Raw genomic sequence first — 18,692 nt, 5'->3', positions numbered from 1 at the left:
CTTCCGATCTGCTCGGGCGCAGCCATCGGCGCGGCAGCCGCCACCGGTACCTCCGGTTCCGCCGCGGCGGACTGCGTCAGCGGGGCGGCCGGCGGCGACGGCGCGACGACAACCGGAACCGGCGGTAGAGCAGCCGGAATCACCGGCGCCACAACGGGAACCGCTGCAGAGGCCGGCTCCGGAATCGCGGCCGCCTGCTCGATGGGCGCCGCGGCGATCGGCGCCGCCTCGACCGGCGCCGGCACCGGGCCGGGGGGTGCCAGCGCTGTCAGGCCGTGCACGACCTCCTCGGCCGGCACGGGCGGAGGCGCCTCGACCGGCGCCTCCTCAGGCACAATGCCGTTGAGCGCATTGGCGGCCGTCTCGAGCACCTCGGGAACCGACGGCGGTGACGCGGCCAGCTGCTGCACCATGTCCAGGCAGGGCACCCCCGGACTGGGTTCGGCGGCAGCCGTCACGCCTCCCGCGCCGAGCAGGTACAGCGCCGTCACCGCGAACCCGGCACCGACGCGAGTGATGTTGGCTGGCATCGTCTTTCCTTGAACTCTCATCGGCGCCCCCCGCCGACGAGAAACCTATCCCGTCCGCGCCCGGGCCGATGATGCGGTTACCGAATAGATATCGCCGCGAGGTGCTTTGGTGATGAGGGCGAAACAGGCCGAAAAAGTGCGCCAGGAGAACGACGTCGAGCTCAGGTCGCGGTACCCAGCACTCGTCGCGCGGCGAAAACGGCGGCCTGATCGATCATTCCGTTCCACAGATAGGAGAAATGGGCAAACAGATCGGCGCCCTTGGTGCAGTACGGATCGTTGGCGGCGCACAGGTCGATGGCCCTGCTGCCGTACAGCGGGCTCAGCGTGGTCAGCGGCCCGAGCGTGGCGTAGTCCCGAGACGGATTGCCGAACACCGCGATCGCCGCAACGTGATTGACCATCGTGTCGGGCAGGGGCGAGGGCGTGAAGAACCACAGTCGGCGCTTGCCGATGGTGATGAGATCGATGACACCGGCACCCTGCGAGATGCCGCCCAGCACGATCTTGGTCTTCGGGCAGACCCCGGCCGTGTACTGCACGTGTTTGTTCGCGTCGACCGCCCCCTCGGACGTCGACTTCGAAAAGTCCCAACTGGCCGAGTAATCCACCGCGTACGCGGAGATCTTCTTGCCGATCAGCTTTTTCTGCAGGGTGGTGATGAACTGCTTGCCCACCGGACCGAAGCCGGGCTTGTCACTGGTGCCGCGTGCGAACACGACCTCCACGTCGGGGCACGCGTCCGCGGACGCGACCGGCGCCCGAACGGTGGTGGTGCACAATGCCAACGCGGTGGTCACCGCGACTCCGAGGGCACGGGCGGCCTGGCGAGTGCGCACGCGAACACGGTGACACAGTTTCAGCAAACTCCGCCAGCTGGGCAACACAACGGTGATCGATCAGTTGCCGAACCGTGTTGCGCAGACGCTAGGGAATTCGGCGATTGTCGGATATTCGCGCGGTGCTTTCGCTGGCCGGACAACCGGCGCGGATGAATCAACGCGCCGCACCGACCTCCACCAGGAGCACGCCGGCGACGATCAGACCCATGCCGGCGATCATCGTCGGGGTGAGCGGTTCCCGGAACAGCAGGCGCGACGCAGCGGCCGTCAGCGCGACCCCGGCCGCCGCCCAGATCCCGTAAGCGACGCCCAGAGGCATGCCGTGCTGCAGCGACGCGGACAGCAAGGTGAAGGCCACGATGTAGCCGACGACGACCACACCGTAGAACGCCCGCCGGCCGGCCGCCGCGACCCGCAGGGCCAGCGTCCCGGTGACCTCCGACCCGATGGCTGCCATCAGAAGCAGGTATTGCACCGCTCACGCACCGTCGGACGGGTCGTCGACGCGGTGTGAGCCGATCTCCACGAGCAGTACGCCGCCGATGATGCAGACCATCCCGATGCCCATCACCGCGGTGAACGCCTCGCCGAAGACGACCGCGGACAGCACGGCGGTCAGCGCCACCCCGATCGCGCCCCAGATGCCGTACGCGACACCGAGTCCCATGCCCCGCTTGAGCACAAAGGTCAGGAAGACGAAGGAGGCGAGGTAGCCGCTGACGACGATCACGTACAGCGCGGGAGTGGTCATGGCGGCCTTGAGCGACAACGTCGCCGCCACCTCACTGACGATGGCGAGCAACAGCAGAAGCCACGTCATGACGACTCAACGTACTGGCGTGGCCGGGGTCGAAAGCGGGCGGGTCCACCGGAAACCCGGTGGAGCACCGCCCATGCGAGCGAGTGACGGGATTCGAACCCGTGTAAACGGCTTTGCAGGCCGGTGCCTAGCCACTCAGCCACACCCGCACTGACGTCCACGGTGCCAGTGGCCTCGCACGCAGAACACCGTTGCAATCCCGCTGAGCGTTAGTCGGTGTCGATCCGCCGCGCGGGACGGCCGCTCCTGATCGACGCGACCGCGGCCGAGGCGGCCAGCACCGCGAACACCGCGAACAGCCACCGCGACGCCGTCGCATCGCCGCGATCGGAGACGTTGACCACGACACCGGCCAGGGCGGCGCCGAACGCTCCGCAGATCACCTGGACGGTATTGATGGCCGCGGCCGCCGCAGGTCCCTCCGCGGGGTCGTCCACCTTGCTCATCGCCCACGCCGACAGATGCGGCCACGCGATGCCGACCCCGGACCCGGTGATGACGAGTCCCGCCGCCCACGCCGCGACGAACCACCCGGAAGCGTCCTCGCGTTGGGTCAGCGCACCGATCGCCAACCCCAGAGCCATCACCAGCGGCGCCACGGCCACCGTGCGCACGATCACCGCTTGCCGGCTCAGCGAGGCGCTGCTGATCTCGCCGACGGTCCAGCCGACGGCCAGCCCGGCGCCGAGAAAGCCCGCGGCCACCGGGGCCAGGTGCGCGAGCCGCTGCGCGAACAGCGGCACGTACATGTCGACCATCGTCGCGGCCATCAGCACGCCCAACGTCAGGTAGATCCACTTCAGCGGGCCGGCGCGGAACGCGCTGGGCGGCAGGACCGACGCCCCTGCCCGGCGGTCGACCACCAGGAACACCGCGACCAGACCGAAGCCCGCGACGACCAGTCCCGCGGTGGCGCGCGTGTCGTGCGGGACGCCCGCCGCGCTGACCAGTAGCGCGGCCGCACCGAGCAGGAGCAACGACCACACGGGGATGCGGACGCGGCTCTGCGGCACCGTCGCGTCGCGGGTGCCGGGCAGCGCAAGCGGCACCAGTACCGACATCGCGACCGTCATCACCACGAGCACACCGAAAGCCCAACGCCACGAGCCGTATTGGGCGAACAGCCCACCGGCGGCCGGGCCCACCAACGTCCCGACGCCCCACATCGCCGACACCAGTGCGGACGCTTTGGTCCACAGCGCGCTCGGCAGCGCGGTGTTGATGACGGCGTACCCGAGCCCGGCCAGCAGTCCGCCGGCCGCGCCCTGCACCGTGCGGCCGGCGAGCAGGAACTCCATACTCGGCGCGATCGCACAGCCGAGGCTGCCCGCACCGAACAGGGTCAGCCCGAAGAGGTAGGACCACCGCGGCCCCCACCGCATCAGCACCGCGTGCACCGTGGTGGCCGCCATCACCGACCCGACCAGGTACACCGTGGTCACCCAGGCGTAGAAGCGTTGCCCACCGATCTCGGCGACGGCGCTGGGCATCAGACTGATGGTCAGGAACTCGTTGGTCGCGTACAGCGCGACGCCGCCCGCGAGCACCGTGGACGCGCCGAGATGTCGCGGGCCCAGCAGGTCGCGCCACGATCCCGCGGGATGGCCGGCGGGCGCCTCGGTATCAGTCACGCCGTCGACCGTAGGACCTCAACGGCGGTTGAGATCAACTCATTTGAGGCCGGCCGCGTCCATGCCACGGAGTTCCTTCTTCAAATCGGAGATCTCGTCGCGGATCCGGGCGGCCAGTTCGAACTGCAGATCCCGTGCGGCGGCCATCATCTGCGCGGTCATGTCCTTGATCAGATCGGCCAGCTCCGCCCGCGGCATGTTGCGGGTGTCGCGGCCCTCGAACACACCGGCGCTGACCGCCCGACCCGGTTCGCCGGGTGCACGCCGGCCCCGGGACGCGTTGCGGCCCGAGCCGCCCACCTCGACCGCGGCATCGGTGTCGTCGGCTTCCCGGTACACCTGATCGAGGATGTCGGCGATCTTCTTGCGCAGCGGCTGCGGATCGATCCCGTGCTCTTCGTTGTAGGCGATCTGTTTGGCGCGGCGTCGCTCGGTTTCGTCGATGGCCTGCTTCATCGAGTCCGTCATCGTGTCCGCGTACATGTGGACCTCGCCGGAGACGTTGCGCGCCGCGCGACCGATGGTCTGGATCAGGCTGCGCGGCGAGCGCAGGAAGCCCTCCTTGTCGGCGTCCAGGATCGCGACCAGCGACACCTCGGGCAGATCGAGGCCCTCCCGCAGCAGGTTGATGCCGACGAGCACGTCGTACTCCCCCAGCCGCAGCTGCCGGAGCAGTTCGACACGGCGCAGCGTGTCGACCTCGGAGTGCAGATACCGCACCCGGATGCCCATCTCGAGCAGATAGTCCGTGAGGTCCTCGGCCATCTTCTTGGTCAGCGTGGTGACGAGCACCCGCTCGTCGCGCTCGGTGCGCTTGCGGATCTCCCCGATCAGGTCGTCGATCTGCCCCTTGGTCGGCTTGACGATGACCTGCGGATCGACCAGACCGGTGGGCCGAATCACCTGCTCCACGAACTCCCCGCCGGTCTGACTGAGCTCGTACGGGCCCGGCGTCGCCGACAGGTACACCGTCTGCCCGATCCGGTCGGCGAACTCCTCCCACGTCAGCGGCCGGTTGTCGACGGCCGACGGCAACCGGAACCCGAACTCGACGAGATTGCGCTTGCGCGACATGTCGCCCTCGTACATGCCGCCGATCTGCGGCACCGTCACGTGCGACTCATCGATGACGAGCAGGAAGTCCTCCGGGAAGTAGTCCAGCAGCGTGGCGGGCGCCGACCCCGCGGGACGGCCGTCGATGTGCCGCGAGTAGTTCTCGATGCCGGAGCAGAACCCGACCTGGCGCATCATCTCGACGTCGTAGTTCGTGCGCATCCGCAGCCGCTGGGCCTCGAGCAGCTTGCCCTGCCCTTCCAGCTCCTTGAGCCGCTCCTCGAGTTCGGCCTCGATGGTGGAGATCGCGTGCGCCATCCGTTCCGGTCCGGCCACGTAGTGCGTCGCGGGAAAAACCCGCAGCGAATCGACCTGGCGGATGACGTCGCCCGTCAGGGGGTGCATGTAGTACAGCGCCTCGACCTCGTCGCCGAAGAACTCGATGCGGACCGCCAGCTCCTCGTAGGAGGGGATGATCTCGACGGTGTCGCCGCGCACCCGGAACGTGCCGCGGGTGAACGACATGTCGTTGCGGGTGTACTGCACGTCGACCAGCAGCCGAAGCAGCGCATCCCGCGGCACCTCGTCGCCGACCTTCAGCTCGACGGAGCGGTCCATATAGGACTGCGGGGTGCCCAGGCCGTAGATGCAGGACACCGAGGCCACCACCACGACGTCGCGGCGGGACAGCAAGCTCGACGTCGCGGAGTGCCGCAACCGCTCGACGTCGTCGTTGATCGAGCTGTCCTTCTCGATGTAGGTGTCGGTCTGGGCGATGTACGCCTCGGGCTGGTAGTAGTCGTAGTAGGAGACGAAGTACTCAACCGAGTTGTGCGGCAACATCTCTCGCAGCTCGTTGGCCAGCTGCGCGGCCAGCGTCTTGTTCGGCGCCATCACCAGCGTGGGCCGCTGCAGCCGCTCGATCAGCCACGCCGTGGTCGCTGACTTACCGGTACCGGTGGCGCCGAGCAGCACCACATCGCGCTCCCCGGCCCGGATCCGGCGTTCCAGCTCCTCGATGGCCGCAGGCTGATCGCCGGCCGGCTGATACTCGCTGACGACCTCGAAGCGGGCACCGGCGCGCACGACCTGATCCACGGGGCGGTACTCCGAATGCGCGAGTACGGGATGTTCAGTCGCGAAAGCCATGTTCACCAGGGTAGAACCCGGCACCGACAACTTCTGTTCCGCGGGGAGCCGACGGTGTTTATCCTGGTCGGCATCCACCCTCCCAAGCGCGAGACCTTCGATCTGGCGACCCGCACCAACACCGACCCGAAGGGTGTCGTGCGGGACGTCGACGTCTACACCGTCGAGCCGTGGGGCCTCTACCTGGCCCGGCCGGCACCGGGCCGGGCGCAGTTCCACTATCTCGAATCGTGGTTGCTGCCCGCGCTGAACCTGCGGGTGACGGTTTTCCACTTCAACCCCGGCTACGAGCGCGACCAGGACTTCTACCTCGACGTAGGCGTCTACACCGCCGGGCCGCACGTCTGGCACAGCGAGGATCACTACCTCGATCTGGTGCTGCGCACCGGCCGTCAGGCGACGGTGGCCGACGTCGACGAGCTCGTGCTGGCCGTCCGCGAGGGCCTGCTCAGCCCCGAAGACGCCGACCGTGCCATTCGGACCGCGGTGACGACCGTGGAGGCGCTGGCCCGCCACGGCTACCACCTCGACAGCTGGCTGAACACCATCGGGATCACCCTGACGTGGCGTGCAGCATAGAATCCGCGGTGTGAGTTCGAGCAGACGGACGCGAGGTGCGTGGGCGGTCGGCGCCGCAGCGGTCATGCTGGCCGGTGGATCCGTGTCGCCGATGACCACCGCGGCCGCGGATCCGGAGCCGCCTCCGGTGGTCGAGACCCCGGCCCCGCCCGTCCAGCACAACGTCCTCTACCGCGCCCGTGCCGACGGCACCTCCCGCGGTGCGGTGGTGGCCTACAAACAGGACGACCAGAACGTCAACAGCGCCCAGCCGACGATGCTGCCGGGTCAGACGTTCGAGGTGAACACCGTGCTGACCGACCCCAAGCTGGCCGGCATGCAGATCTCGATCCAGTGGCCGTACGGGTCCAACCTGCACTGCGAGATCCTGGTCGACGACCAGATCGTGGCGCAGGCCGATCAGTTCATCGCGCCCAGGTTCTTCCGTGTCAAGGACGATCCGCTGTACGGCACCCTGCAGTGCGGCGCCCCGCTCGACATCCCGACACCCGGGACGGACGGCGCGGCGCCCACCGCGGAAGCCGTGCAGGCCGAGGCTCCCGCGACCTGAGTTTTTGACCCTCACGCGGCGTGAGGCACCAACCTGATCGACGTGACGCGGGAGATGCAGGTGGGCGAACTCAGCGTGGGTGAAGTCGCGGAGCGATTCGGCATCACGGTGCGGACGCTTCACCACTACGACGACATCGGGTTGTTGATTCCGAGTCGGCGTAGCGCCTCGGGCTACAGGGTGTACACGTCGGCCGATCTGACGCGGTTGTCCCAGATCATCGTGTACCGCCGGCTCGAGTTGCCTCTCGACGAGATCGCCCGCCTGTTGGACGAGGGCAACGAGATCAGCCACCTGATTCGACAGCGCGAACGCGTCATGTCCCGGCTCGATGAGATGAAGGACCTCGTCGAGGCAATCGATCAGGCATTGGAGAAAGCAATGACGAACACCCCCATGACCGACGACGACATGCGCGAACTCTTCGGTGACAGCTTCGACGACTACCAGGCAGAGGCCGAGCAGAAGTGGGGCGAGACCGCAGAGTGGAAGGAATCGCAGCGCCGGACGAAGTCCTACGGAAAAGACGAGTGGGTTCAGATCAAGGCCGAGGGAGAAGCTGTTGAGAAGGCCCTGTCCGACGCGTTCCGCGCGGGCCTCCCCGCCGACTCCGAAGAGGCGATGAACGCCGCGGAGCAGCACCGGCTCCACGTGAATCGCTGGTTCTACGACTGCCCGCCGGCCTTCCACCGCAATCTGGGCGACATGTATGTGAGCGACCCCAGATATGTGGAGACATACGACGAGTCATTCGGGCTTCCTGGCCTCGCGGCCTACTGCCGCGACGCGATCCACGCGAACGCCGACCGGGCGGGCCACTGACTCAGTCTCCGGGTCGCCAGCCGGTGGCGTCGGCCCATTGCCACGCCCTCCGGTAGGCGTCGGAGAACCACGGCTCCTTGTCCTCGGCGTAGTCGTCCGTGGTGGCGTGCCCCCGCGCGGCGACGCGGTGCTTGAGATCCAGGTAGGCGGCCTGCTCACCGGGGTCGGCCCGGAGCCAGTCGACGAACAGCAGCGCGAACTGCTGCCCGGGCCAGCCCTGCACCCGCACGTGGACGTTGGTGGGGCGTCCGGGGTCGGCGGAACGGTAGAGCCGCTTGCGCCACAGCGCGGGATCGTCGACGTGGTCGAAGTCGGCCACGGTGCTGCGCGCCTCGGGTTTGGCGGCGTCTTCGGTGATCGGTGTCGCGACGTAGCCGGCTCCGAGCATCGCCTCGGCGATCTCCTCGGACGTGCCGAGAGCGTCGACGGTGACCTGCACGTCGATGACGTCCTTGGCGGCCATCCCCGCGACGGCGGTCGACCCGATGTGATCGATGCGGACCGCTCGGTGTCCGCACGCGGTCCGCAGCCGGGCCACGATCCGCTGGGCTTGGGCCGGCCACTGCGGGTCGGACGCCACCAACTGCAGCGGGGCCTGCGCGGGGCGGCGCGCGGCGATGTTGGCCGCGAACGGCTCGATGCGGTCGTGCCACAGCGCTCGGGCGGCCGCGACGAGTTCATCGGCACTTCCGGCGTTGTCGAGCCACACGTCGGCGACCGCGCGGCGCTGCTCCTCGGTGGCCTGGGCCGCGATGCGCGCGCGGGCGTCCTCCTCGCTGAACCCCCGGTACTCGATCAACCGCTTGACCCGCAGGTCGGCGTCGGCGTGCACCACGATGACGAGCGGGAACATCGGCGCCATCTGTGACTCCACCAGCAGCGGGATGTCCTCGACGATGACGGCGTCCTCGGCAGCGGCCGCGATCAACTCCGAACGACGTTGCGCCACAAGTGGATGCACGATGCCGTTCAAGGTGGCGCGCTTCTCGTCGTCGCTGAACGCGATCGCCGCCAGCGCGGGCCGGTTCAAGGCCCCGTCGGGCTGCAGGATCTCTTCCCCGAACGCCTCCACCAGACTCTTCAGCCCCGGGGTGCCCGGTTCCACGACCTCGCGGGCGATGACGTCGCCGTCGACGACGACGCCGCCGAGCTCGCTGAACGTGGCCGACACCGTGGACTTGCCCGCCCCGATTCCTCCGGTCAATCCGATTCGCAGCACCCCCACAGTCTGTCAGGAACGACCGGGGGCTCAGCCGAGCGGCACCAGCACCCCACCGGGCTGCAGCACCACCCGCCCCGGCTCGTCCCGCACCATCTTGGCCGGTTCGACGATGGTGCAGTTGTCGTTCTTGTCGCAGACCGTCGTGGACCCGTCCTTCCAGGCGCACCACGCGCCCGAGCCCGCGGACTTTTCGATGTAGCTCCCGCCGTAGCGGTCGCACATCATCTTGAGGCCGCCCGGGTCCTGTTTGAAGGACTCCGCATTCGCGACGGTCGCGGATCCGAGGGCGATGCCCAGAGCCGCCGTTCCGGCGGCGACCGCGATCAGCGCCGATGTCGTTGCGCGCTCGATGAAGTGGGACATGTCGTACTCCTGTTGTCTCATCGGCGGCCCGGCGGGCCGCCGTCATGGGTAGGAGCACGAGCGGCAGAAGTCCGGACACTTTTCTCGGCGCCGGTGATCAGCCGATGGGCGGCACCGTGGTGACGACAGGCTCGTCCGGGGTGAAGGTCTGGAGCGGTCCCGGCGGCACGGTCCGCGCCGGCGCGGTCCGCGGAGGCGTCGGATTCGGCGTGGTCTCCGGCGTCGGGGTGTCCGGCGCGACCGTCTCCGGTGTCGTCGTCCTCGATGTCGTCTTCCGCGCCGTCGTCGGCACCGTGGACTCCTGCACCTCTATGGTCACCGACGAGGTCTGGACCGCATCGTCGGTGGCGCGCGTCGTGCGCTGTGTCGCCGTGACCGGCTCACCACCGGCGGGCGCGGTCATCGTCGGCACCGAGGTGACCGGCTCGGCGATCCGGGGTGCGACGGCCGGGCCGGTGGTGGCCGACGGCGGCACAAAGCCTGCGGGCGGGCGGCCCGCCTTCGTCGTGGTCGCCTCCATGTCGACCGGACTCACCGGCGTCGTCTGCGGCGCGCGGCCGACAGCGACGAAGACGATCACACTCAAAGCCAGCATCGCCGCACCCACCACGGCCAGCAGCCGAGCGGTGTTCGATCGTGAATGATTGAGTTCTGTTGCAGCAGAGGTTAATCGAACTGCTCTCAAAGTGCGCTCCCGCAACTCAGGCGGTGCGGGGACGAACACCGGGGTGGCGCCGAGGAGAGCCTTGGGACTGACTCGACGACGGCGTTCGTCGTCGCATTGCCCGCATGCCTCGATGTGCCGGGCGACGCGCTTGCGCATCAGGACGGTGAAACGCCCGTCCCACCTGTCGAGCACTGCCGCCAGGCCGGCACACGCGTCCGGCCCACGACCGGCATTCCGTGCCACGAGCAGGGCGCCGAGTGACCGTTCGACGGTGTCGCGCAGCCGCTGCACCATTTTCGTGGCCGCGGCCGGGCTGACCTCCAGGGCCTCGGCCAGTTCGGGACCGTCCAGGCCGTGGTAGTAGCTCAACTCCAGGACAACGCGGTCGCGGTCGGACAACCCGCCGGCAGCCTCGATGACCAGATCGGCCAACGCGGAGCGGGCAGCCAGGACCTCGGGTCCTGCCTCGGTGGAAGCCACCTCAGGCACCGCATCGACGGATCGTTCCCGGCGACGCGCGCGGATCCGGCGCAATGCCTCGTTGCGTGCGACGGCGTAGAGCCAGCTGCGGAGTTTGTCGGGTTCGCGCAACTGTGCCAGGCGCCCTGCCGCCGTGCAGAACGTGTCCTGGACACAGTCCGCCGCCGCGTCTCGGTCCCTGAGCATCCCGATGCAGAAGTCGTGCAGTCGGTCGGCGTAACGGTCGTAGATTGCCGCCAGCGCGTGGGGGTCTCCTGCCGCAGCCGCCACGGCGAGCTCGGCGTCGGTGGGATCGGCATCTGGTGGGAAGGTCATGAACTGCCCCCGTTGACCCCGTCATCCTAGCTTCGCCGACCACCGGCCACCCCGGGTTCCCTCACGCCGGTGTCAGCACGCTCACCGACGGCATGTCGATCACCGCGCGCGGGCCCTCCGCGCCGGGCTGCACGCAGTTGGGCGGCCCCTGGGTGCTGATCACGAGCACTCCGCCCGCCGACGCGCAGCATCGTTGCCGCTTCGCGAACGACGACTCACGAACACCGTAGGAATCTTTGAGGCTCGGCGCGGCCAAGCACCTCTCGAACTGGGTCAGGTCGAACTTCGGTCTCGCCTCCGCTGCGGAGATCGTCACCCACGGCAGGGCCAGCGCCACCACCGACGCGGTCAGGATGCGTCCGGTCGTCCTCATCTCGTGCTCCTTCGGGTATCGCGACCCCGTTGGCCGCTGTGACGGGTAAGAGCACGCACAGACGTAGACCGGACACTTTTTCTGAGATCGCCGCGTCTCGACTGTCGGATTGGGTCGGCGCCGTTCGTCGGTCAGGTAGAGAGTGGACGACAGGGTTCCACTCCCGACCCGGAGGACATCACGATGTACTACTTCGCAGTGCTGCAGACACCGGAGCGCGAACTCGACCCGGCGGATCTCCAGGCGGAGATGCAGGCCTACACCGACTTCCATGCGCGGGCTGCCGAGGCCATCCGAGCCGGTGATGCGCTGGCGCCGGTGGCCGAGGCCGTGCGCATCGACGGCGGCCCGGACCGCCCGGTGATCACCGACGGCCCCTTCGCCGAGGGCGCGGAGGTGGCCGGCGGCTTCTACGTTTTCGAGGCCGAGAACCTCGACGAGGCGCTGGAGCTCGCTCGTCAGATCCCCGCAGCCACCTACGGCGCCGTGGAGGTGTGGCCGATGGTGCACTGGAACGCTCCTGACCAGCCGACCACCGGCGCCGACTGGCTCGCGCTGCTGCTCGAACCCGCCGAGCAGCTGACCGAGCCCTGCACCCCGGAATGGGAGGACGGCGCGTGCCGCCATGCCGACTTCAACGCCGCGGCGGGTGAGCACGTGCTGGGCGGGGCGCCTCTGCACCTCCCGGCGACCGCGACGACGGTGCGGGTGCGCGGATCCGAGGTGCTGTTGACCGACGGACCGTTCGCCGAGGGCGCCGAGGTGGCCAACGGTTTCTACCTGCTGAGGGCCGGCGACCGGGAGGAAGCGGCGAAGATCGCCGCGATGATCCCGGCGTCGGCGGTGCAGCTGCGCCGCCTCGCGGGTGTGTCCGGGCTCTAGCCACGATGCAGCCCCTGGACGGCGTCTTTCGGCGCGAGTGGGGCGGCGCGGTCGCCGCGGTCGCGCGGTGGTGCGGCGACCTGACCGTCGCCGAGGACGCCGTCCAGGAAGCCTGCGCCGACGCCGTGCGCACCTGGCCCCGGGACGGGATGCCCGACGCGCCCGGAGCCTGGCTCATCACCACGGCACGGAACCGGGCCCGCGACCGTCTACGACGCGAATCAGTCCGTCCGGGAAAGGAATTGGCCGCGGTGGTCGACGACATCATTGCCCGCACCGACCGGTCCGAGGTGCCGCACCGGATCCGCGACGACGAACTACGGATGATGTTCACCTGCGCGCATCCGGCCCTGGATCGGGCGTCGCAGCTCGCGCTGACCCTGCGGCTGGTGTCGGGCCTGACGGTTCCGGAGATCGCGCGGGCGCTGCTGCAGAGCGACACCGCCATCGGCGCCCGCATCACCCGCGGGAAAGCCAAGATCCGGCACGCGAACATCCCGCTGCGCGTGCCGCCGACCGACATGCTGCCCGCACGGACGCCGCATGTCCTGGCCTGCGTCTACTCGGTGTTCACCGAGGGGTACTGGTCGACGGCCGGGCCCTCGGCGGTGCGCGACGAACTCTGCGACGAAGGGGTTCGCCTCGCCGGTGAGTTGAGCGGGCTGCTGCCCGGGGACTCCGAGGCCGCCGCGTTGACAGCGCTTGTCCTGCTGCACGATTCGCGCCGGGCCACCCGCGTCGATGCCCGGGGCGCGCTGATCCCGCTCGAGGAACAGGACCGGCGGCGCTGGGATCGTCACAAGATCGCCCGCGGGCTGGAGTACACCCGCCGCGCCGGCGGCTCGACAGGCCCGTACCTGCCGCAGGCCGTGATCGCCGCGGTTCACGCGACCGCGCAGTCCTGGGAACAGACCGACTGGACGACGATCTGCGCCGCCTACGATCGCCTGCTGGCCATCACCGAGTCACCGGTGGTGCGGGTCAACCGCGCGCTCGCCGTCGGATTCCGGGACGGACCGGACGCCGGACTGGCCGCTTTCGACGAGGTGGCCGACCACGCGCGGTTGGTCCGCTCCGCCCTGCCCGCCACCATTCGCGCGGATCTGCTGCGCCGGGCGGGCCGGCCCGCCGAGGCGGTGCAGTGGTATCGAGAGGCACTTGGACGCAACGGATCCGAACCCGCCCGTCGGTTCCTGCAGCGCCGCATCGACGAGTGCGGAGGGTGACCGGAACGACGAAGGCCCCGACTCGGTGAGTCGGGGCCTTCGATCGTGACGAACCAACTAGGCGTTGCCTGCCAGCTTCTCGCGCAGCGCGGCGAGCTGTGCGTCGCTGGCGAGCGAGCCGCCGGCCGATTCCTCGGACCGCGAGGAACCGTTCGACGTCGCCGGACGCGCGGCCTCTTCGGCCTCGGCAGCGGCGAACTTCTCCATCTGCGCGGTGTGCATCTTGTAACGACGCTCCGCCTCGGCGTACCGGGCTTCCCACTCGTCCCGCTGCTTCTCGAAGCCTTCGAGCCACTCGTTGGTCTCGGCGTCGAAGCCTTCGGGGAAGATGTAGTTGCCCTGATCGTCGTAGCTGTCGGCCATGCCGTACTTCCAGGCCTCGAACTCTTCGCTGTTGTAGTCCTCGTTGGCCTGCTTGAGGCTCAGCGAGATGCGGCGGCGCTCCAGGTCGATGTCGATGACCTTGACCATCGCGTCGTCGCCGACCTGGACCACCTGGTCGGGAACCTCGACGTGGCGCTCGGAGAGCTCGGAGATGTGCACCAGGCCCTCGATGCCCTCCTCGACCCGGACGAACGCACCGAACGGCACCAGCTTGGTGACCTTGCCGGGCACGATCTGGCCGATGGCGTGGGTGCGGGCGAAGTGACGCCACGGATCTTCCTGAGTCGCCTTGAGCGACAGCGAGACCCGCTCGCGGTCCATGTCGACGTCGAGCACCTCGACGGTGACCTCGTCGCCGACCTGAACCACCTCGGACGGATGATCGATGTGCTTCCAGGACAGCTCGGAGACGTGCACCAGACCGTCGACGCCGCCGAGATCGACGAACGCGCCGAAGTTGACGATCGAGGAGACGACACCCTTGCGGATCGCGCCCTTGGTGAGCTGGTTGAGGAACTCGCTGCGCACCTCGGACTGGGTCTGCTCCAGCCAGGCGCGGCGCGAGAGCACCACGTTGTTGCGGTTCTTGTCGAGCTCGATGATCTTGGCCTCGATCTCCTTGCCGATGTACGGCTGCAGATCGCGGACACGACGCATCTCCACCAGCGATGCCGGCAGGAAGCCGCGCAGGCCGATGTCGAGGATCAGGCCGCCCTTGACGACCTCGATGACGGTGCCCTTGACGGCCTCGTCCTTTTCTTTGAGTTCCTCGATGGTGCCCCAGGCACGCTCGTACTGAGCGCGCTTCTTGGACAGGATCAGGCGGCCTTCCTTGTCCTCCTTGGTGAGGACCAGAGCTTCGACCTCGTCGCCGACGGACACAACCTCATTGGGGTCGACGTCGTGCTTGATGGAGAGCTCACGGGAAGGAATGACACCTTCGGTCTTGTAACCGATGTCGAGCAGAACTTCGTCGCGGTCGACCTTGACGATCGTCCCTTCGACGATGTCGCCATCGTTGAAGTACTTGATGGTCTTGTCGATGGCGGCGAGAAAATCCTCCGCGGAGCCGATGTCGTTGAGGGCTACTTGCGGAGACGTGACGGAGGGACTTGGCATGTGGTGGGTTGCTCCGGACAGGTTCAATCGTAGGGACAGAAAAGGACAGATCTGGTGTTCTCGATGTACCTGCGATCGTGAGCACCCACGGGTGCGCACACAGGTACCTGACAAGGCTACTCGACAGGGTCCACGCAGGACAAACCCGCCCCGTCGAGCGGCTACCCTGCTGGACGTGATACGCGTTCGCCGGGTCGGCGCTCCTCTGGGCGTGCTCATCGCGTTGGGCACGCTCGCCGGGCTCATCGTCATCGTACTGACGGCGGTCAACCCCGTCGGCACGTCGATCGGGTTCGTGCTCTCGAGCATCGCGATGACCGTCGTCGTGCTGTGTTACCTGTGGCTGGATCGGTGGGAACCCGAGCCGCCCCGGTTGCTGATCTTCGCGTTCATCTGGGGGACGTCGGCCGCCGTCGTCATCTCCTCGATCCTGCAGATCGTGCTCGAGGCCTGGGTGAACCCCGGCGGCTCCGGCGATATCAGCCCGTTCACCCTGGTCGTCGGCGCGCCGCTGACCGAGGAGGCGGCCAAGGGCGCGTTCCTGCTGCTGATGATGACCGGGGTGCGCCGCCACGAGCTCAACTCGCTGACCGACTGCCTGGTCTACGCCGGCCTGGTCGGAGCCGGTTTTGCCTGGTTGGAGGACATCCTCTACATCGCCAACGCGGATTCGGTGGCCGACTCGCTGTTCACCGCGGCCCTGCGGCTGATCATGTCCCCGTTCGCCCACTCGCTGTTCACCACGATGACCGCGATCGGCGTCTGGTACGCGCTGCAGCGGCGGTCGGCCGCCGGGAAGGCGGGCGCGATCGTGCTCGGGTACGTCGGGGCCGTCCTCTTGCACGCCATGTGGAACGGCTCGTCCCTGTTCGGGGCCGGAGCGTACTTCGCGGTGTACGCGTTCTGGATGGTGCCGGTGTTCGCGCTGGCGATCACCCTCGCGGTGCGGAGCCGCCGTCGGGAGCAGCGCGTCGTCGCGGCGACGCTGCCCGGCATGGTGGCCGCGGGCGTCGTCAGCCCCAACGAGGCGACCTGGCTCGGCTCGATCCGGACCCGAAGGCTCGCGATCACCGAGGCGACACGGTTCGGCGGCAAGCCCGCCGGGGCCGCGGTGAAGCGGTTCGCGCACCAGGTGGTCGAGCTGGCCTTCGTGCGCGACCGGATCGACCGCGGCTTCGGTGACCCGCGGGTCCTCGCGCTGCTGCACGAGGAGACCTACGCGCTGTATGCCACCCGGGCGTCATCGCCCGCGCTGCACCAGCTGGCCGGTTTCCGGACGTCCTGACCGCCATACTCGGCTCGTGATCCAGCACATCCTCAACTACCTCGGGATCGGCGCCGCCGCGGCCTCAGGGGCGGTGCTCGGTGTCCGCAAGGGGTTCGACCTGTTCGGCATCGCGGCGATGGCGGTGGTCACCGGGGTGGGCGGCGGCGTCCTGCGCGACGTCCTGCTCGCCATCGATCCCCCGCAGTCCCTGCAGCGTTGGCAGGACATCACGGTGTGCCTGGCCGCCGCCGCCCTCGCGACGCTGTTCGCCAGGACGGTGATCCGACTGCACCAGCCGGTGACGATGCTCGACGCCGTCGGGATGGGTTTCTTCGCCACGTCGGGCGCCGCGCTGGCCGTCGACCACGGCGCCAGCTGGTTCGCCGCTGCGCTGCTGGGCATGGTCTCGGCACTGGCCGGCACGATCATCCGCGACGTCGTGGCCCGCGACGTGCCCGTGGTGATGGGACCCGACGACATGTATGCCGTGCCCGCCATGCTCGGCTCGGTGATCTACGTCGTCATCGACTACTACGGTCCGCAGTGGGTCGGGGTGGCGGTCGGATCGCTGGTCGCGACGCTGCTGCGGCTCGCGGCGATCACGTTCCATTGGCGACTGCCGACGGGTCCCCGCGAACTGATCATGCGCGCGCACCCGCCCCACCCCGGCCCCTAGGTCTTGAAATAGACCATCTGATGGGTGGACACGAGCAACTCGCCGGCCCGGCTCCACAGCTGCGCTGACTGATCGAAGTAGCCGCGCGAGAAGCGACTCGCGTGCGCGCGGGCGAGCACGAAGTCCCCGCCGATCGCGGCGAGGTCGCCGCTGTCGGCGTGGAAGTACGTGGTCAGCGAGATCGTTCCCGCCGGGGACACCGCGCCGCGGCGCAGGTACACCCGTGGGTAGAAGACGTCGCTGACCGCGGTGAGAGAGGCGAAGTCGAGACCGCGTCCGTGCACGTCGCGCACCCACAGCGTGGACACCGACGACGGCGACGGTTCGGCATCGGCGCCGGGGACCGCACCCTCGACGAAGCGCAACTCGAAGTTACGCGCCCACGCGATCGTCGGGTGCAGACCCGTCGGAGCGATCTCCTCGGGCGAGGGAACCTGCCACGGCGAGGCCTCGGTCTCCGACCACGTGTCCCTGCGGATGCCGAAAACCGTTGTCGCCGCGGTCGTCACGACGCCGTCCTGGGACAGCTCGACCAGCCAGTGCTGGTTGGTGCGGTTGGTCGCGTCGTGGCAGCTGGTGATGTCGGGGGTGCTGCANGTTGACGGTCAACGACAATGGCTCGCCGATCCGGTCCGGTTGCTCCTCCACCGCGCGCAGCATGAGCGCCGCGGTCAGGCCGCCGAACGGCCCGACCATGTTCGCCCAGTCGGGGCTGGTCTTCGCGCGCATCCGGCCGGGCGCGGTGTGCTGCAGCGCGACCGCGTCGTCGAAGGAGTGACCCGTCATCAGTGCGCCGCCGCATCCCAGCTGCGGCCGTAGCCCACCGACACCTCGAGCGGCACGTTCAGCGGGTAGGCGTTGCCCATGTGCTCACGCACCAGCACCTCCAGCGCCTCCCGCTCCCCGTCGACGACCTCGAAGAGCAACTCGTCGTGCACCTGCAACAGCATGCGCGACGACAACCCCGCCTCTTTGATCGCGGCGTCAACATTGATCATCGCGACCTTGATGAGGTCGGCCGCGCTGCCCTGGATCGGTGCGTTCAGCGCGGCGCGCTCGGCGGCCTCGCGCACGTTGCGATTGCTGCTGTCGAGTTCGGGGAGGTAGCGCCTGCGTCCGAACACCGTCGAGGTGTAGCCGTCCTTGCGAGCCTGGTCGACGACGTCGCGCAGGTAGTCACGGATCCCGCCGAAACGCGCGAAGTACTGGTCCATCTGGACCTTGGCCTCTTCGGTGGAGATCTTCAACTGCGCCGCGAGCCCGTAGGCACTCAGCCCATAGGCCAGCCCGTAGGACATGGCCTTCACTCGCCGCCGCAGATCCGGCGTCACCTCGTCGATCGGGACGTCGAACGCCCGGGACGCGACGAAGGAGTGCAGGTCCTCGCCGGTGTTGAACGCCTCGATCAGGCCTGCGTCCTGCGACAGGTGCGCCATGATGCGCATCTCGATCTGGCTGTAGTCGGCGGTCATCAGCTCCGCGTAGCCGGCGCCGACGACGAATGCGTCCCGGATCCGCCGCCCGGCTTCGGTGCGGATGGGGATGTTCTGCAGGTTCGGCTCGGTCGAGGACAGCCGCCCGGTGGCCGCGATCGTCTGGTTGAACGTGGTGTGAATCCGGCCGTCGGAGGCGATCGAGTTGAGCAGCCCGTCGACGGTGACCTTCAGACGAGTGGCGTCCCGGTGGGCGAGCAGGTGCTGCATCGAGATGACCGCCGGGGCGTGGCGCCGTAAGCCAGGTGC

18 protein-coding genes, 1 tRNA gene and 3 pseudogenes are annotated in these 18,692 nt (G+C 68.6%); 7 read left to right on the top strand and 15 right to left on the bottom strand.

All coding sequences use genetic code 11. From position 1 onward, the window contains the following. The 7 genes and pseudogenes from MCHUDSM44219_RS09635 to uvrB all read right to left on the bottom strand — a co-directional run. Window positions 1-530 (bottom strand): annotated as a pseudogene (locus MCHUDSM44219_RS09635) (hypothetical protein); the annotation flags it as partial. 161 nt (window positions 531-691) lie between these two features. Next, complete coding sequence (locus MCHUDSM44219_RS09630; RefSeq protein WP_082162126.1) at window positions 692-1,369, bottom strand: cutinase family protein; 678 nt, start codon at window positions 1,367-1,369, stop codon at window positions 692-694. A gap of 157 nt (window positions 1,370-1,526) precedes the next feature. Next, the gene (locus tag MCHUDSM44219_RS09625) at window positions 1,527-1,847 is read right to left on the bottom strand and encodes a DMT family transporter (RefSeq protein WP_048417979.1); all 321 of its coding nucleotides are present in this window, start codon (window positions 1,845-1,847) and stop codon (window positions 1,527-1,529) included. Between the two features lie 3 nt (window positions 1,848-1,850). Next, on the bottom strand, window positions 1,851-2,192 hold the full coding sequence (locus tag MCHUDSM44219_RS09620; protein ID WP_048417978.1) for a DMT family transporter: 342 nt from the start codon (window positions 2,190-2,192) through the stop codon (window positions 1,851-1,853). Between the two features lie 78 nt (window positions 2,193-2,270). Continuing rightward, a tRNA-Cys gene (locus MCHUDSM44219_RS09615) sits at window positions 2,271-2,341 on the bottom strand. A gap of 60 nt (window positions 2,342-2,401) precedes the next feature. Then, a complete protein-coding gene (locus MCHUDSM44219_RS09610; protein ID WP_048417977.1) occupies window positions 2,402-3,823 on the bottom strand; it encodes an MFS transporter in 1,422 nt (473 codons plus the stop codon). 39 nt (window positions 3,824-3,862) lie between these two features. Then, window positions 3,863-6,025 carry an excinuclease ABC subunit UvrB gene (uvrB, locus tag MCHUDSM44219_RS09605; protein WP_048418025.1) on the bottom strand — a complete coding sequence of 721 codons (2,163 nt, stop codon included), beginning with the start codon at window positions 6,023-6,025 and terminating at the stop codon, window positions 3,863-3,865. Between the two features lie 72 nt (window positions 6,026-6,097). On the opposite strand from uvrB, the gene MCHUDSM44219_RS09600 reads away from it, so the two are divergent. Genes MCHUDSM44219_RS09600 through MCHUDSM44219_RS09590 form a run of 3 tightly spaced genes read left to right on the top strand, consistent with a single transcriptional unit; the run spans window position 6,098 to window position 7,976 of the window. Further along, complete coding sequence (locus MCHUDSM44219_RS09600) at window positions 6,098-6,604, top strand: ribonuclease FAU-1 family protein (RefSeq protein ID WP_165762008.1); 507 nt, start codon at window positions 6,098-6,100, stop codon at window positions 6,602-6,604. Window positions 6,605-6,614: 10 nt separating this feature from the next. After that, window positions 6,615-7,154 carry an Rv2576c family protein gene (locus MCHUDSM44219_RS09595; protein WP_053081221.1) on the top strand — a complete coding sequence of 180 codons (540 nt, stop codon included), beginning with the start codon at window positions 6,615-6,617 and terminating at the stop codon, window positions 7,152-7,154. Between the two features lie 54 nt (window positions 7,155-7,208). Further along, window positions 7,209-7,976, top strand: a complete 768-nt coding sequence (locus tag MCHUDSM44219_RS09590; RefSeq protein ID WP_082162131.1) for a MerR family transcriptional regulator — start codon at window positions 7,209-7,211, stop codon at window positions 7,974-7,976. Between the two features lies 1 nt (window position 7,977). Here the strand turns inward: MCHUDSM44219_RS09590 and coaE are convergent, their stop codons facing one another. The 4 genes from coaE to MCHUDSM44219_RS09570 all read right to left on the bottom strand — a co-directional run bounded on the left by coaE (window position 7,978) and on the right by MCHUDSM44219_RS09570 (window position 11,396). Continuing rightward, window positions 7,978-9,195 carry a dephospho-CoA kinase gene (gene coaE, locus MCHUDSM44219_RS09585; protein WP_048417975.1) on the bottom strand — a complete coding sequence of 406 codons (1,218 nt, stop codon included), beginning with the start codon at window positions 9,193-9,195 and terminating at the stop codon, window positions 7,978-7,980. A 30-nt stretch (window positions 9,196-9,225) separates the two neighbouring features. After that, a complete protein-coding gene (locus MCHUDSM44219_RS09580; protein WP_048417974.1) occupies window positions 9,226-9,561 on the bottom strand; it encodes a hypothetical protein in 336 nt (111 codons plus the stop codon). A gap of 97 nt (window positions 9,562-9,658) precedes the next feature. Beyond that, the gene (locus MCHUDSM44219_RS30880) at window positions 9,659-11,023 is read right to left on the bottom strand and encodes a sigma-70 family RNA polymerase sigma factor (protein ID WP_053081220.1); all 1,365 of its coding nucleotides are present in this window, start codon (window positions 11,021-11,023) and stop codon (window positions 9,659-9,661) included. 61 nt (window positions 11,024-11,084) lie between these two features. Continuing rightward, window positions 11,085-11,396 (bottom strand): hypothetical protein, encoded by a 312-nt coding sequence (locus MCHUDSM44219_RS09570; RefSeq protein ID WP_048417973.1) that lies wholly within the window; start codon window positions 11,394-11,396, stop codon window positions 11,085-11,087. A gap of 183 nt (window positions 11,397-11,579) precedes the next feature. Here MCHUDSM44219_RS09570 and MCHUDSM44219_RS09565 point away from each other — a divergent pair, with 183 nt between their 5' ends. Together MCHUDSM44219_RS09565 and MCHUDSM44219_RS09560 are read left to right on the top strand one after the other, a co-directional pair. After that, the gene (locus MCHUDSM44219_RS09565; RefSeq protein ID WP_048417972.1) at window positions 11,580-12,278 is read left to right on the top strand and encodes a YciI family protein; all 699 of its coding nucleotides are present in this window, start codon (window positions 11,580-11,582) and stop codon (window positions 12,276-12,278) included. A gap of 5 nt (window positions 12,279-12,283) precedes the next feature. Continuing rightward, window positions 12,284-13,504, top strand: a complete 1,221-nt coding sequence (locus tag MCHUDSM44219_RS09560) for an RNA polymerase sigma factor (RefSeq protein WP_048417971.1) — start codon at window positions 12,284-12,286, stop codon at window positions 13,502-13,504. 57 nt (window positions 13,505-13,561) lie between these two features. On the opposite strand, the gene rpsA is transcribed toward MCHUDSM44219_RS09560, so the two are convergent. Further along, entirely contained in the window at window positions 13,562-15,007 is a 1,446-nt protein-coding gene (rpsA, locus tag MCHUDSM44219_RS09555) for a 30S ribosomal protein S1 (RefSeq protein WP_043408891.1), read from the bottom strand. Between the two features lie 175 nt (window positions 15,008-15,182). Here rpsA and MCHUDSM44219_RS09550 point away from each other — a divergent pair, with 175 nt between their 5' ends. Together MCHUDSM44219_RS09550 and MCHUDSM44219_RS09545 are read left to right on the top strand one after the other, a co-directional pair. After that, on the top strand, window positions 15,183-16,292 hold the full coding sequence (locus MCHUDSM44219_RS09550) for a PrsW family intramembrane metalloprotease (RefSeq protein WP_236695409.1): 1,110 nt from the start codon (window positions 15,183-15,185) through the stop codon (window positions 16,290-16,292). Between the two features lie 16 nt (window positions 16,293-16,308). Next, complete coding sequence (locus tag MCHUDSM44219_RS09545) at window positions 16,309-16,950, top strand: trimeric intracellular cation channel family protein (protein WP_048417970.1); 642 nt, start codon at window positions 16,309-16,311, stop codon at window positions 16,948-16,950. On the opposite strand, the pseudogene MCHUDSM44219_RS09540 reads toward MCHUDSM44219_RS09545, so the two are convergent. The 3 genes and pseudogenes from MCHUDSM44219_RS09540 to MCHUDSM44219_RS30870 form a co-directional block, all read right to left on the bottom strand. After that, window positions 16,947-17,546 (bottom strand): annotated as a pseudogene (locus tag MCHUDSM44219_RS09540) (acyl-CoA thioesterase); the annotation flags it as partial. The gene MCHUDSM44219_RS09545 and the pseudogene MCHUDSM44219_RS09540 sit on opposite strands and share 4 nt — an antisense overlap. Window position 17,547: 1 nt before the next feature. Continuing rightward, a partial coding sequence (locus tag MCHUDSM44219_RS30875) for an acyl-CoA thioesterase domain-containing protein (RefSeq protein ID WP_413783593.1) occupies window positions 17,548-17,736 on the bottom strand: 189 nt, incomplete at its 3' end. Continuing rightward, window positions 17,736-18,692 (bottom strand): annotated as a pseudogene (locus MCHUDSM44219_RS30870) (DNA polymerase); the annotation flags it as partial. The gene MCHUDSM44219_RS30875 and the pseudogene MCHUDSM44219_RS30870, both read right to left, overlap by 1 nt.

The organism is Mycolicibacterium chubuense (assembly GCF_001044255.1).
GTDB lineage: Bacteria > Actinomycetota > Actinomycetes > Mycobacteriales > Mycobacteriaceae > Mycobacterium > Mycobacterium chubuense.
This window is presented reverse-complemented; position numbering and strand designations above follow the sequence as displayed.